9 protein-coding genes and 1 pseudogene are annotated in these 13,469 nt (G+C 72.3%); 5 read left to right on the top strand and 5 right to left on the bottom strand.

Annotation, left to right across the window (positions count from 1 at the left end; all coding sequences use genetic code 11):
• The first annotated feature begins 395 nt into the window (after positions 1 to 395).
• A complete protein-coding gene (trpS, locus tag AB0E02_RS35105; protein ID WP_362147437.1) occupies positions 396 to 1,475 on the top strand; it encodes a tryptophan--tRNA ligase in 1,080 nt (359 codons plus the stop codon).
• Positions 1,476 to 1,795: 320 nt separating this feature from the next.
• Here trpS and proC read toward each other — a convergent pair whose 3' ends face one another.
• Entirely contained in the window at positions 1,796 to 2,605 is an 810-nt protein-coding gene (gene proC, locus AB0E02_RS35110) for a pyrroline-5-carboxylate reductase (RefSeq protein ID WP_362147439.1), read from the bottom strand.
• A gap of 2,389 nt (positions 2,606 to 4,994) precedes the next feature.
• On the opposite strand from proC, the pseudogene AB0E02_RS35115 reads away from it, so the two are divergent.
• Both AB0E02_RS35115 and AB0E02_RS35120 read left to right on the top strand, forming a co-directional pair.
• Positions 4,995 to 6,455, top strand: a pseudogene (locus tag AB0E02_RS35115) (SulP family inorganic anion transporter); the annotation flags it as partial.
• Between the two features lie 315 nt (positions 6,456 to 6,770).
• Positions 6,771 to 8,180, top strand: a complete 1,410-nt coding sequence (locus AB0E02_RS35120) for a M1 family metallopeptidase (protein WP_362147442.1) — start codon at positions 6,771 to 6,773, stop codon at positions 8,178 to 8,180.
• Positions 8,181 to 8,527: 347 nt separating this feature from the next.
• On the opposite strand, the gene AB0E02_RS35125 is transcribed toward AB0E02_RS35120, so the two are convergent.
• Positions 8,528 to 9,355 (bottom strand): class I SAM-dependent methyltransferase, encoded by an 828-nt coding sequence (locus AB0E02_RS35125; protein ID WP_362147445.1) that lies wholly within the window; start codon positions 9,353 to 9,355, stop codon positions 8,528 to 8,530.
• A gap of 206 nt (positions 9,356 to 9,561) precedes the next feature.
• On the opposite strand from AB0E02_RS35125, the gene AB0E02_RS35130 reads away from it, so the two are divergent.
• Positions 9,562 to 10,311 carry a TetR family transcriptional regulator gene (locus tag AB0E02_RS35130; protein WP_362147448.1) on the top strand — a complete coding sequence of 250 codons (750 nt, stop codon included), beginning with the start codon at positions 9,562 to 9,564 and terminating at the stop codon, positions 10,309 to 10,311.
• Positions 10,312 to 10,334: 23 nt separating this feature from the next.
• Positions 10,335 to 11,276, top strand: a complete 942-nt coding sequence (locus tag AB0E02_RS35135; RefSeq protein ID WP_362147450.1) for a hypothetical protein — start codon at positions 10,335 to 10,337, stop codon at positions 11,274 to 11,276.
• A gap of 308 nt (positions 11,277 to 11,584) precedes the next feature.
• On the opposite strand, the gene AB0E02_RS35140 is transcribed toward AB0E02_RS35135, so the two are convergent.
• From AB0E02_RS35140 to AB0E02_RS35150, 3 genes are all read right to left on the bottom strand, one after another.
• Entirely contained in the window at positions 11,585 to 12,166 is a 582-nt protein-coding gene (locus AB0E02_RS35140) for a hypothetical protein (RefSeq protein ID WP_362147452.1), read from the bottom strand.
• 244 nt (positions 12,167 to 12,410) lie between these two features.
• A complete protein-coding gene (locus AB0E02_RS35145) occupies positions 12,411 to 12,965 on the bottom strand; it encodes a hypothetical protein (protein ID WP_362147455.1) in 555 nt (184 codons plus the stop codon).
• A 117-nt stretch (positions 12,966 to 13,082) separates the two neighbouring features.
• On the bottom strand, positions 13,083 to 13,403 hold the full coding sequence (locus AB0E02_RS35150; RefSeq protein ID WP_362147458.1) for a peptidase: 321 nt from the start codon (positions 13,401 to 13,403) through the stop codon (positions 13,083 to 13,085).
• Positions 13,404 to 13,469 lie beyond the last annotated feature (66 nt).

Genomic DNA, 13,469 nt, shown 5'->3' on the forward strand with positions numbered 1-13,469 from the left:
CGTCGACGCATAATCGCGCCGCGGTCCGAATTTCGGCATGCCGAAATTGTTCCCGGTGAGGGGCCGTGCAGTAGTGGTGTGCCGCGAGGCGGCGGGATGGTTGTCCGGGGCCGGTCGGCTCCGTGGCAACTCGGAGAACACTACACGAGCGGGTGAGGTGCTTCAAACCCGTGCCGGGGGCCCATCTGCGCGGTACTTTGGGCGGCATGACTGCGCATGCGCTCGTACAGCAGTGGTGGCCCGCCTGACGGCGGCCGACCACAGCGCATGCATGACCACGGCCGCCGCCTCGGCGGCCGTTCGCGTTTCTGCTTCTCGTAGCCGGCCGGCGAGGTCGGCGGTCTCGATGCGCACCCCGGGAGCTCCGGGAGTGCGGGAATCGGGAGAGATGACGGATGAGTGAACTGGTGCGGGAGCGGGCCGGCGGGGCCGGGGGCGACCTGGTGCCGGGGCGCGGCGGTCGCGTGCGGGTGTTCAGCGGGGTGCAGCCGACGGGGCATCTGACGCTGGGGAACTACCTCGGGGCGGTGCGGCGGTGGGTCACGGAGGAGCAGCACCGGGCGGACGCGCTGTTCTGCGTGGTCAATCTGCACGCGCTGACCGTGGAACACGATCCGGCGCGGGTGCAGCGGCTGAGCCGGCAGGCCGCGTCGCTGCTGCTGGCCGCGGGGCTGGATCCGGAACAGTGCACGGTCTTCGTACAGAGCCAGGTCGATGAGCATCTGCGACTGGCGTACCTGATGGAGTGCACCGCCACCGACGGGGAAATGCGGCGCATGATCCAGTACAAGGAGAAGGCGGCGCGGGAGCAGGCGCGCGGCGGGAGTGTGCGCCTGTCGCTGCTGACGTATCCGACGCTGATGGCGGCGGACATCCTCGCGTACGGGACGGACGAGGTGCCGGTCGGGGACGACCAGACCCAGCATGTGCAGCTGACGCGGGACCTCGCGGTGCGGTTCAACCAGCGGTACGGGGCGACGTTCGTCGTGCCGAAGGCGACGCGTCCGCGGGTGGCCGCGCGGGTGATGGATCTGCAGGATCCGACGTCGAAGATGGGCAAATCGCACGCCCGGACGGCGGGGACCGTCTTTCTGCTGGACGAGCCGGAGGCAGTGCGGAAGAAGGTGCTGCGGGCGGTGACCGACGACGGCGAGGGCGTCGTCTACGAGCGGGAGACGCGGCCGGGGATCGCGAACCTGCTGGATGTACTGGCGGCCTGTACGGACGGGGACCCTGAGCGGCTGGCCGAGGGCTACGCGTCGTACGGCGCCCTGAAGAAGGACGTGGCGGACGCGGTGGTGGAAACCCTGCGGCCGGTACGCGAACGCCACGCGGAACTGGCGGCGGACCCGGCATACGTCGACGAAATCCTACGGGCCGGGGCCGACCGCGCCCGGGACTTGGCAAGACCACGGGTGGACGCGGCTTATCGGGCTATGGGGGTGGGGTTTAGGGGTGTGGGGCGTAGGGCGTAGCGGCATAGCGGCGTAGGCATTCGGGGGCCCGCCCGTAAGGGGCGGGCACCTCGTAAGGGTGTGCCTGTTTGTGGACGTCCCCGTTTGTCGGCCCCGTTTGTGAGCGTGGCCGTACGTCTTCGGAGGTGCGTGCCTGTTTATGGGGCGTCTTTATGGGGCGTCTTTATGGGGCGTGCCCGTACGTCGTCATAGGGGGTGCCCGTTTGTCATAGGGGCCCCATTTAATGGGGGCGTGCCCGTACTTCCCCGTAGGGGCGCGCCGAGGGGACGCACAGACACAGCCGGTTCGAGGCTGCGGGGCAACCGGTGACGGGGACGGGTCAGCCGTTGCCGGTGGCCAGTTCGCGGCTGCGGTCGCGGGCGGCTTCGAGGGCGGCGATGAGGGCGGCGCGGACGCCGTGGTTCTCCAGTTCGCGGATGGCGTTGATGGTGGTGCCGGCCGGCGAGGTGACGTTTTCGCGGAGTTTGACCGGGTGTTCGCCGCTGTCGCGGAGCATCACGGCGGCGCCGATCGCGGCCTGGACGATGAGGTCGTGGGCCTTGTCGCGGGGCAGGCCGAGCAGAATGCCGGCGTCTGTCATGGCCTCGACGAGGAAGTAGAAGTACGCGGGGCCCGAGCCGGAGAGGGCGGTCGCGGCGTCCTGCTGGCTCTCGGGGACGCGGAGGGTCTTGCCGACGGTGGAGAAAATTTCCTCGGCGAGGGTGAGGTGGGCGGCGGTGGCGTGGGTGCCGGCGGAGATGACGGACATCGCCTCGTCGACGAGGGCCGGGGTGTTCGTCATGACCCGAACGACCGGGGTGCCGGTGGCCAGGCGCTCCTCGAAGTACGAGGTGGGGATGCCGGCTGCGCCACTGATGACCAGGCGGTCGGTGGGGACGTGCGGGGCCAGCTCGCGGAGCAGGGCGCCCATGTCCTGGGGCTTGACCGTGAGGATCAAGGTATCGGCGGACTTGGCGGCCTCGGCGTTGCTGACCGCTTCGACGCCGTAACGGTCGTGCAGTTGGGCGGCGCGCTCCTGGCGGCGGGCGGTGACCAGCAGGTCGGAGGGGGCCCAGCCGCCGCGGATCATTCCGCTGAGGAGGGCTTCGCCGATCTTTCCGGTGCCGAGGACTGCGACCTTCTGGGTCATGGTGCCGGTTCGCCTTTCCGCTGCGCTGTGCCGGTGCTGCTTCTACTGGTGCGTGTGGTGGCTGGGGTGGCCGGGCTGGCTGTGCCTCTGGGCCGCCGAGCCCTCCACCCATGTGCCTGTTGTCGTCATCCTCGCACCGTGGGTTGGCCGCTGGCGGCGCGTTCCGCTGGGTGGACCTGGCGCGCGGGTGGACCGCTGGCGGCCCGTTCCGCTGCGTGGACCCGGCACGTGGGTGGCCCGCAAGTACGTGGGTGGCCCGCAGTACGTGGGTGGCCCGCAAGTACGTGGGTGGCCCGCAGTACGTGGGTGGACTGCGGCACGGCCTGTGACTGGCACCGCGTGACGTGGGCAGAGGCGCGGGGGGATGCGGGCGGGCCGAGCCATGTGGGCGGGGGCGGTGAGCGGGGCGCATGTCGGGGCGCCACGTTGGCGGCGGGGTGGCGGGGCTGTCGCCGGGTGCCGATGCGGGCCGGGCGTGGGCCGGCGGTCGGGGACGGGGACGGGGACGGGGACGGCGCCACGGTCGGTGGCGGTGAGGCGGCTTGGGGCTGGGGCGGTTGGCGGGCTGGGGGGCGAATGGGGTGGGGCGGGCGTCTTCGGTTGGGTGGCTGCGGGGTGCCTGTGGGCCGGCGCCGCTGCCTCCTTATTCCGGCAACGATTACGGAGAGTGATTAGTTCCTGCCGAGAGTAGCAGAGAGTGAGGGAGCGGGAGGGAGGGGGTGGGGTTGGGTGGAGCGGGGGATTGGGCTGGGGCTCCGAGGTCGGGAGCTAGCCGGGGCGTCGCGGGTTGTTGCGGGGCAGGGCGGCGTTGGCGTCGGAGTTTTGGTGTTGGGGGTTGGCGTTGGGGGTTGGCTTGGGGTGGAAGTGGGGTGCGGGGTGGCGCGTGGGGGTGGGTTGGGGGCGCCGGCGGGCGCAGGCGTGAACGGAACCATTCCGTCCTGTTGGATAACCCCGCGTTTACAGGGTGGTTACCTGCCGAGCCGCGGCTCGGCGGCTGAGGCTCGACACAATGAGGGGACCTGTCCAGCCGCGCCGGAAGGGGCGACGATGGCGAAGATCCGGGTCGGCGGCCTCGGCCGGCTCCTGATGATCGTCGTGATCGTTGCGGTGGGCCTCGTCGTGGCGTTCGTACCGGTGCTCTCCTTGCCTCCCTCCGTTGGCGCGGGTGTATACGGGGTGGGCGGGCGGGGGGCTTCGGGTTCGGGTTCAGCTTCGGTCCCGGCTTCGGCTTCGGCTTCGGGTTCGGGTTCGGCTCCCGTCCCGGTCTCGGCCTCGGGTTCCGCTTCGGGTTCGGCTCCCGTCTCGGATTCGGGTTCGGGTTCCGCTTCGGGTTCGGCTCCCGTCTCGGTCTTGGCTTCGGCCTCGGTCTCGTCGGCCGGGTACGTCGACCCGCGCGTGGTCGGATACGGCGACCAGGACATAGTCGGACACGGCGACCTCGATGCAGTCGGGTACGGCGGCCTCGATGCGGTCAGGTCCGGCGGTCCGGCCGCGGTCGGACACGGCGAGCTTGGGGAAGCGGTCAGGTCCGGCGGTCCGGCCGCGGTCGGGTACGGCGAGCTTGGGGAAGCGGTCGGGTACGGCGCCGGTGCGGCTGGGCGCTTGGGCGAGTCCGCGCGCTCGGTCAGGTCAGGGCATGAGGCGGGGGGCTTGGGCGAGTCCGGGCGCTCGTTCGGGTCAGGGCGTGAAGCGGGGGGCTTGGTCGAGGTAGGGCTGTCGGCGGGTGAGGGGCCGGTGGTCGGGGATGCTTTGGGGCATCCGCATGCTGCCCGGGAGGGTTGTCCGGCGCGGCGGGGTGGGCGGTCCACCGGTTCGCTGTGCGCTCCGGTGCCGTCGGGGAATGCCGTGTCGACCGCCGCGCCCGTACGGACCGTTGAGGGCGGGCCGGCTATCACCGCGCCGCTGACGGGGCGTCAGGCCGTGCCGTTGTCGAGGTCGGGTGAACTTCCGGTCCACCATCTCGTTTTCCGCTGCTGAGAGCTGAGAGCTGCCCCAGGGCCCTCCCCCGGCCCGCGCATCCGACGGAATCCAGCCGTCATCGCTCCACACCCTTCATGGCGCCTGCCGCGCGGTTCGCGCGTGGCGGTGCGGACCCGTACGCGCTCGTGTGCGGCCTCGTGCCCGTGCCCGGCCGTCCTGGTTCGTGCCTGCCGTGTGTGTCCGCGTTCCGGGTCGCCGCATTCCGATTCGCTGGAGGCATCTCATGCGTAGGTTCCGAGTCCGTCGCGGCCGTTCCGTCCAGCCGTCCATATCGTCCCCACAAGACAAGTCGATCCGCCGGGACATGTCGTCCCAGCCTCACGCTGCGCCGCCGCGTGAGGGGCGGGAAGTACGTGAAGCCCGTGCGGCTCGTCCAGGCACTTCGGGGCGCGCCGGTCGTCCGCGGCACGTCCGTGCTGATGTCACCGCCTCGATGGTGGTCTTTCTGGTTGCCGTGCCGCTGTGTGTCGGGGTGGCCGTGGCGTCCGGGGTGCCGGCCGAGTTGGGGCTGGTCACCGGGATCGTCGGCGGGTTGCTCACCGGGTTGCTGCCGGGGAGCAGTCTGCAGGTCAGCGGGCCGGCCGCGGGGCTGACCGTGCTGGTCTACGAGGCCGTGCAGGAGTACGGGCTCGGTGCGCTGGGCGTTCTGGTGCTGAGCGCCGGGGTGCTGCAGCTGGTGATGGGGGCGCTGCGGCTGGGGCGGTGGTTCCGGGCGATCTCCGTCGCGGTCGTGCAGGGGATGCTGGCGGGCATCGGGCTGGTGCTGATCGCCGGGCAGGTCTACGCGCTGGTGGACGCCAAGGCGCCGGGCAACGGGCCGGCGAATCTGGGTGGGCTGCCGGACCTCGCGGTGGACACCATCGGGTCCGACCCGGCGTTGCTGGCGCTGGCGGTCGGGGCGTCGACGCTGGCGGTGCTGGTGCTGTGGCCGAAGTGGCGGCGGGCGGCGCGGGTGCTGCCCGCGCCGCTGGTCGCGGTGGCGCTGGCGACCGTCGCCGTGGCGGTGCTGGATCTGCCGGTGGCGCGGGTCGAGGTGTCGGGGCTGCTGGAAGTGGTCCAGCCGCCGGGCGGGGCGGATGTCGCCCGGCTGGTGGAGGCCGGTGCGGTGGCCGGGGTGCTGGGCACCGTGCTCGCCTTCGCACTGATCGCCTCGGCCGAATCGCTGTTCAGCGCGGCGGCGGTGGACCGGCTGCACGACGGGCCGAAGACCGACTACGACAAGGAGCTGATGGCCCAGGGCGCCGGCAACACGGTGTGCGGCCTGCTCGGCGCGCTGCCCATGACCGCGGTGATCGTACGCAGTGCGGCCAATGTGCAGGCGGGGGCGCGGACCAAGGCGTCGCGGGTGCTGCACGGGGTGTGGCTGCTGGTGTTCGCGGCGGCGTTCCCGGCCGCGCTGGGCATCGTGCCGATCGCGGCACTCGCGGCCGTTCTGGTGCACGCGGGCTGGAAGTTGCTGCCGGTGAAGACGTGGCGGCCGCTGTGGCGGGAGCACCGGGGCGAGGCCGTGGTGCTGGCGGCGACGGCGGTGGCGATCGTGGCCACCAACATGTTCGAGGGGGTGCTGCTCGGGCTGCTGCTGGCCGTCGCCAAGTCGGCGTGGGAGACCTCGCAGGTGCACCTGGAGGTGACCGGTCTGGAGGGCAGCGGGGCGATCCGGGTCCGGGCCGTGGGCCATGCGACGTTCCTGCGGCTGCCGAAGCTGCTCGACCAGTTGGAGGCGCTGCCCCGGGACCGGGAGATCGAGCTGGATCTGTCCGCGCTGCGCCATCTCGACCATGCGTGTGCGGCGGCGCTCGGCAACTGGGAGGAGCAGCGCCGCGGGCCGGACGGGACGGCGCGGCGGACCACACCGTCCGTCGCACCGTAGGGCCGGAGGCCCGTAAGTCGTAAGCGCGGAAGCCCGTAGGGCCGTAGGCCCGTGAGCCGTAAGCGCGGAAGCCCGTAGGGCCGTAGGCCCGTGAGCCGTAAGCGCGGAAGCCCGTAGGCCATAAGCCCAGGACCGGGAGGCCTGCGGGCCTGCGGGCCCCGCGTGCCGCAGACCCAGACCCGTAGGCCCCGGCGGCCGTTATCGCCGGCCGCGGGGCTTACGGCAACGAACGGCCCTTACAACAACAGAGCGGCGTTACGGCGGAAATGACCGTAGGGTCAAAGGGCTGGTGACCGCTGACCCCCGAGGAGTGCTGTGAACCGCCGGCCCCTTCGTCGCTGCGGGGCGACCGCCGCCCTGTCCGTCGCCCTGCTGCTGTCCTCCTGCACCGGTGCCGCCCTGAGCGCCACCGGGACGGCGGGCAGCGGCGGGGTGGGCGACCCGCTCTTCCCGGCGCTCGGGAACGGCGGTTACGACGTCCGGCATTACGGCCTCGACCTGGACTACGACGTCCGGCGGAAGCATCTGGACGCGACGGCGGAGATCACCGCCCGGGCCACCCAGGACCTGCGCTCCTTCAAGCTGGACCTGGAGGGGCTGCGGGTGTCCGCGGTACGCGTCGACGGCAAGGACGCGTCGTTCTCCCGCAAGGGCCACAAGCTCACGGTGCGGCCGCCGGTGGGGATCGCGAAGGGCACGCAGTTCCGGACCACCGTCGAGTACGCGGGCACCCCGCAGGAGCTGAGGGACCCGGACGGGTCGACGGAGGGGTGGGTCAAGACGTCCGACGGGGCGTTCGTGTCGGGGGAGCCGGCCGGGGCGATGACGTGGTTCCCCGGCAACAACCACCCGGAGGACAAGGCCAGCTACGACTTCCGGATCACCGTTCCGCGGCGCTACACGGCCGTCGCCAACGGGGAGCTGCGCTCGGAGAAGGTGTCCAAGGGGAAGGCCACGTTCACCTGGCACAACCCGGAGCCGATGGCCAGCTATCTGGCGACCGCCACCATCGGCACGTTCGAGGTCCACACCTCCCGCACGCCCGGCGGGCTGCCGCTGTACGTCGCGGTGGACCCGGCGGAGGCCGCGGCGAGCCGGGAGCCGCTGGCCCGGCTGCCGGAGATCATCAAGTGGGAGAGCGGACTGTTCGGGAAGTACCCCTTCTCCTCGGCGGGCGCGATCGTCGACCACACCCCGCCGCGGATCGACTGGTACGCCCTGGAGTCCCAGACCAGACCGGTCTACGCCGGGGCGCCGGACACCGTGACCGTCGTGCACGAGATGGCGCACCAGTGGTTCGGTGATTCGGTGACGCCGAAGACCTGGCAGGACACCTGGCTCAACGAGGGCTTCGCGACCTACGTCGAGTGGCTGTGGGAGGAGCACGAGGGCGGCAAGACGCCCCAGCAGCAGTTCGACGCGCTCTACAAGGACGACCCGCACAACGAGCGCTGGGACTTCCCGCCGGGCCGTCCGGGCGCCGCGAAGAACGTCACCGGCACGGCCGTCTACGAGCGCGGCGGGATGCTGCTCCAGCAACTCCGCAGGGCCGTGGGTGACAAGACGTTCTTCCGGATCCTGAAGGAGTGGCCGGCCAAGTACCGCTACTCCAACGCCGATTCGAAGGATTTCATCGCCTTCTGCCAGGCGCGCACGGACGTGGACCTGAAGCCCCTCTTCGACGCGTGGCTGTACGGGAAGGGGAAGCCGGAGCGGGTGTTCTGAGGGCGCCGCTCTGAGGGCGCCGCTCTGAGCGCACCGGTCTGAGTGCACCGGTGTGAGCGCACCGTCGAAGCGGCTCGGCGCGCCTGACTACGTGCGACCCCTTCGTGCGACTCCTTAGTGCGACTCCTACGTGTGACTCCTACGTGCGATTCCTCGTGCGCGCCTCCCCCTAACTGACGTTCGGGATCAGGCGGAACGCGGCCGGGTGGCGGGCCGTGAGGGTGAGGAAGCGGCGGGTGGAGCGTAGGGGGTGGGAGCAGAGGCGGCGGCGCCTTCACTCCTGGTCGGGGACGGCACTCCGGGTCGGGGACGGGCGCCCGGCCGGGATCGCCCCTGGTGGCCCTCCCCTAAGGACGACGCGGCCGGGCCGGGTGTGCCACCGGTGGGCGGAGGGCGACGGTGAGGTCGAGGGCGTACGCCTCCTCGACCGTGCCGTCGGGGAAGACGTCCAGCAGGGCGGCACGTTCGGCCGCCAGGACGGGGGCGGCGGCCGCCGGGCCGAGGGCAGCGAAGTACGAGCGGCTGCCGAGCATGGCGAGGTGGGTGTCGAGGGAGACCCGGCGGGTCCAGTGCAGCACGCGGCATTCCGGGCGCAGGCCCAGACCGAGGCCGCGCAGCAGGTCGGGGGCCTCGGGTGAGATGGGGTGGGCGTGGTAGCCGGGGAGCCGGCGGGCGAGCCTGGCCTCCTGTTCGGCGGCCCAGGCGACGTCCGGATCGGGCACGTTCCACCACAGCGCGAGCGCGCCCCCGGGCCGCAGCACGCGCAGCGCCTCCGGGACGGAGCGCGCCGGGTCGGTCCAGTGCCAGGCCTGGGCGTAGCCGACGAGGTCGAAGCCCGCGTCGGCGGAGAACGGGAGCGTCTCCCCGACGCCGCGGACGAGCCGGACGTCCGGATGGGCGGCGTGCAGTTCGGCGGCCATGGCGGCGCCCGGTTCCACGGCGGTCACCCGCGCGCCGCGCGCCGTGAGCAGGCCGGTCGCGATGCCCGTTCCCGCCCCGACGTCGAGCACCCGCGCCCCGGCCAGCGGCCGTCCGGCCAGTTCCTCGATCGCGGCGAAGAGGGCCGGTGGATAGCCGGGCCGGGCGGACGCGTACTGCCCGGCCACGGCGTCGAAGGCGCGGGCGAGGCTGCCCGGGGGCGGCGGCTGTACGGGCGGGTGCGGGGTGCCGGTCATACGGGCATGCTGCCGCGCGGCCGACCCGCCGCGCCGCCGCTTCACGAAAACCGGCAGCCGAACACCGGCAGTCATGCACGGGCCGCCACCGAACAGGCGCAGCCGCACACAGGCAGCTGCAACCCAGGCAGCCACCATCCGGGGCCGCCGGGCACAGAAAATCAGACCGGGTTCACTTTCAGGCTCGGTCTGGCTATAGTCCTGCCATGGCTGGATTGCGGGAGCGGAAGAAGGCGCAGACGCGGCAGCGGATCGCGGCGGTGGCCTGGCGGTTGTTCGCGGAGCGCGGGTTCGAGGCGGTGACGGTCAACGAGATCGCGGAGGCCGCCGAGGTCGCCAAGGCGACGTTGTTCGCGTACTTCCCGACGAAGGAGTCGCTGGCGCTCCAAGGGGTCGGGGACGACGACCTGGCGGGCATCGTCACCCGGCGGCCGGCCGGGCGGTCGCCGCTGGAGGCGCTCCGGGCCCACTTCCGGGCGTTGGCGGCCGGGCCGATGACCGGGCTCGACCCCGAGGTGCTGGTCTCCCGGATCCGGGTGATCTTCGACAGCCCCGCACTCAGCGCCGCCGCCAACACCCTGCTCTACCAACAGCGGCAGCAGCTCGCCGACGCCCTGAAGGCGGAGGCCGTAGCGGCCGGGGAGGAAGACGGGGAGCGGGACGCCGGGGGACGGGACGCCGGGAAACGGGACCAGGGGACACGGGACCCCAGGAAACCGGACCCCGGGGAACCGGACGTCGGAGGCCGGGGGGAGATGGTCGCGGTCCTGATGGCGGCTCAGATCAGCGCGTCGCTGGTCACGCTCCAGGAGGCGTTCTTCCGCCGGCTGGCCGACGGCGCCTCGCTGGACGACGCCCGCCAACGGCTCGCCGAGGACGTCGAGTTGGCGTTCTCCCTGCTGGCGGACGGCCTTGAGACGCACACCGCCCACCGAGCCACACCCACCAGAAACTGACCCGAGGGGACACCGAACAGATCATGCGCGCACGGGGAATCAACTACGACACCGGGTTCCTTCCCGGCGAGGACCTTTCGCGGAAGAGCTTCGCCGAGGAGGCCGTCCGCAAGGACATGGCGGTCATCGCCCGGGACCTGCACTGCGACGCGGTGCGGATATCGGGCGGCGATCCGGAGCGGCTGAGCGTGGCCGCCCGCTGCGCGGCGGAGGCCGGACTTGAGGTGTGGTTCGCGCCGTTCCCGGTGGACCTGGGGCCGGCGGAGCTGCGGACGTTCTTCGCGGACTGCGCGGACCGCGCCGAGGCCGTACGGGCCGGCGGGGCCGAGGTGGTCTTCGTCGCCGGCTGCGAGATCAGCGCGTTCTGCTCGGGCTTCATCCCCGGCGAGAAGTACGGCGACCGGCTGGACGCCATGGTGAACGGGGACCGGGACTGGTGGATGTCGCTGGGGCCGGTGCAGGAGCGGCTCAACGGCTTCCTCGCCGAGGTCGCGGAGCTGGTGCGGGGCCGCTTCGGCGGGCGGATCACGTACGCCTCGGGCCCCTGGGAGAAGGTCGACTGGCGGCCGTTCGACCTCGTGGGCGTGGACGCCTACCGGGCGGCGTACAACGCGGGGCGGTTCCGCGAGGAGGTGCGCGAGCACTTCGCGCACGGCAAGCCGGTCGCGGTGACCGAATTCGGCACCTGCGCCTACCGGGGCGCGGGCGAGCGGGGCGGGCTGGCCTGGCAGCCGCCGGCGGGTGCGGTGCCGGACGAGGGCGAGCAGGTGCGCTACTTCGGCGAGTTGCTGGACGTCTTCGAGGAGGAGGGCGTGGACACCGCCCTGTGGTTCACCTTCGCCGCGTTCAACACCCGTAAGGGCGCCGACCTCACGTCGTACGGCGTGGTGACGATGCTCGACGAGGCGCAGTGGGAGCCGCGAGAGGTGTTCGCGGCGATGGCGGCCCGGTACGGGAGGGCCTGAGCGGCGGGGTAGGGGGACGGGCACCCTTAGGGGGAGGGCGAACAGATCCCGTAGGGGGCGGGTGGGCCCCTTGCAGTCCACAACGCCGGTGGGGGGAAGGGTATTCCGGGCGGCGGGCGGGGAGGGGGAAGACCGGGCGGCCGACGGCGAGGGGGCGGCCGGGGAGGGGCTGGCCGCGCGCAGGGGCTTGCCGCGCGCGCAGGGGCTTACCGTGCGCAGGGGCCAACCCCGAGGAGGGGACGTAATCCGAGTAGGGCGTCCTACGAGGGCCCCCGTCACCCCGTCACCCCGTCACCGTTCTCGAGCGGTCATGGCCGACCCTTCCTCGACCGGGCCCGGTCGAGGGACCATGCGCCCAGGCCCACCAGTACGGCCGCCCCGGCCCCGTACACAGGCAGCCACAGGGTCGTGGTGGCTGACAGGCAGTCGGCAACGGCGACATGGCTCTGGGCTGCCTGCGCGTGAGCGAGGGCGGCGGCGTCGCGACCGGCCAGGTGCGCGAGCGAGGCCTCCGCCCGGATGGCCTCGTACCTGCCCAGCGCAGGACACGCGGCGCGCGTGCCCGGCATCGGGAACAGCCACGACCAGCGCTGCAGCATAGGAGCCAGGGTGATCGCCACGCACAGGCCGACGACCAGCGAATACGCCACCAGGTTCCGCAGGTACGCGGCTCCGGGCGCCCGGGTCGGCAGTCGCTGAAAGGAGAAGATCACCGCAAGGAGGGTCACGCCGATGTAGGTGGCGAACCATTGCCAGGACCCCTGCGCGAGTGCGGCCGTGAGCACGGCGGCGAGCGCGATGCCGATGACCCCCGGCTGACCGGGAGTGCCGCGGCTCGCGCCGACCGAGGCCGTTTGCCGGGCTTCTTGAAGGCCGAAGTGATCGCCCATGGTCTCTCCCGCGTGGCTCAGAGGCCCTCAGCATCCGGGCACACCGCGCCCCGGCACGGCGCCATGCCGGGCCGGCCGACAAGCCCCGCCCGGTTGGCGGGGCTTACTGGCAGGCCACAGTTGCAGGAGCAGCAGCAGAACAGGAGCAGCAGGAGCAGCAGGAGCGGCAGGGGCAGCAGGAGCGGCAAGAACCGGACCGGAGAGTCACGTCATTGGCGGCCCCGGGGCCGGCCGCTCCAGCCCCTCAGTGGCGGTTCCTGGGCCGCTTCGGGCTCTTCGGCTTTCGGGCTGCCGGGTTGCCCGTACGGGTGCCGCGGCGGCGTTCGTGGCGTTCGCGGGCCGCGGCGTACTCGGCGCGGTGCAGCCGCTCCCCCGGGGCCTCGACCAGGCTGCGGCAGAAGTACGCCAGCAGCGACCCGATGAAGCCGATGAGCATCAGGCTCTGCCCGGACGTGTCTGCCGCGCCCGCCCCCGGCGCGCCGGGGCGGCGTACGAAGCCGTCCCAGGTGCGGCGGAAGGCCAGCGCGCTGCAGATGGCGAAGCCGGCGACCACCAGGATGCCGACGAACGGGCCGACCGCGGCGATCTCCAGCCCCTGGAACGCGAAGCGCAGCACGACGGCCCCGGCCGCGGCGAGCGCCAGCGAGCCCACCGCGACACCGGCGCGGCGCAGCGCGTAGCCGCCGTCGTGGTGGACCCAGGTGGTGCCGAAGAAACGGATCGGCTCCGGCTGCGGGCCGTCGCTCTCCGGCCCACCGGCGTCCGCACGGCCGGGGGTCGGCGTCTGCTCGTCGCTCATGGCACCGATTATCCCCGCGCCCTCATCCCACGACGCGGAGCCCACGGAGCCCACTCAGCCAAAGCAGCACGCAGCCCCACGACGCTCAGCCCATTCAGGGAGCGCCCCGCGCAGCCCTCACCCCATGCAGCGCGGCGCGACCATGCCGTCGCTGCCGGTGTGGACGTACGTGTCGGAGATGTACTGGCCGGGGCCGATGCTGTCCCAGATGTCCGAGGTGCCGTACGGGCCGCTGACCCGCTCCCCGTGCCGCTGGCAGCGGATCTCGATCCGTGCGCCCTCCGCCAGCCGCCGGACGACCGGGTAGTCGGTGCCGGGGCCCTTGCGGACCTTGACGCGGTAGCCGGGTGCGACCGGAAAGCTGAGCCCCCCGGCTGCGGCGAGCACCTGGCCGTCGTCGACCGGCTCCACGGATTCGGATTCCTGCGTCGTCGTCATGTCCATTCCCCCGTTGACGATTCTCCGGCCGGCGGTGCCGGGCCGGTGGTACCACGCCCAGCAGCG

Source organism: Streptomyces sp. NPDC048196 (genome assembly GCF_040652715.1).
GTDB classification, from domain to species: domain Bacteria; phylum Actinomycetota; class Actinomycetes; order Streptomycetales; family Streptomycetaceae; genus Streptomyces; species Streptomyces siderophoricus.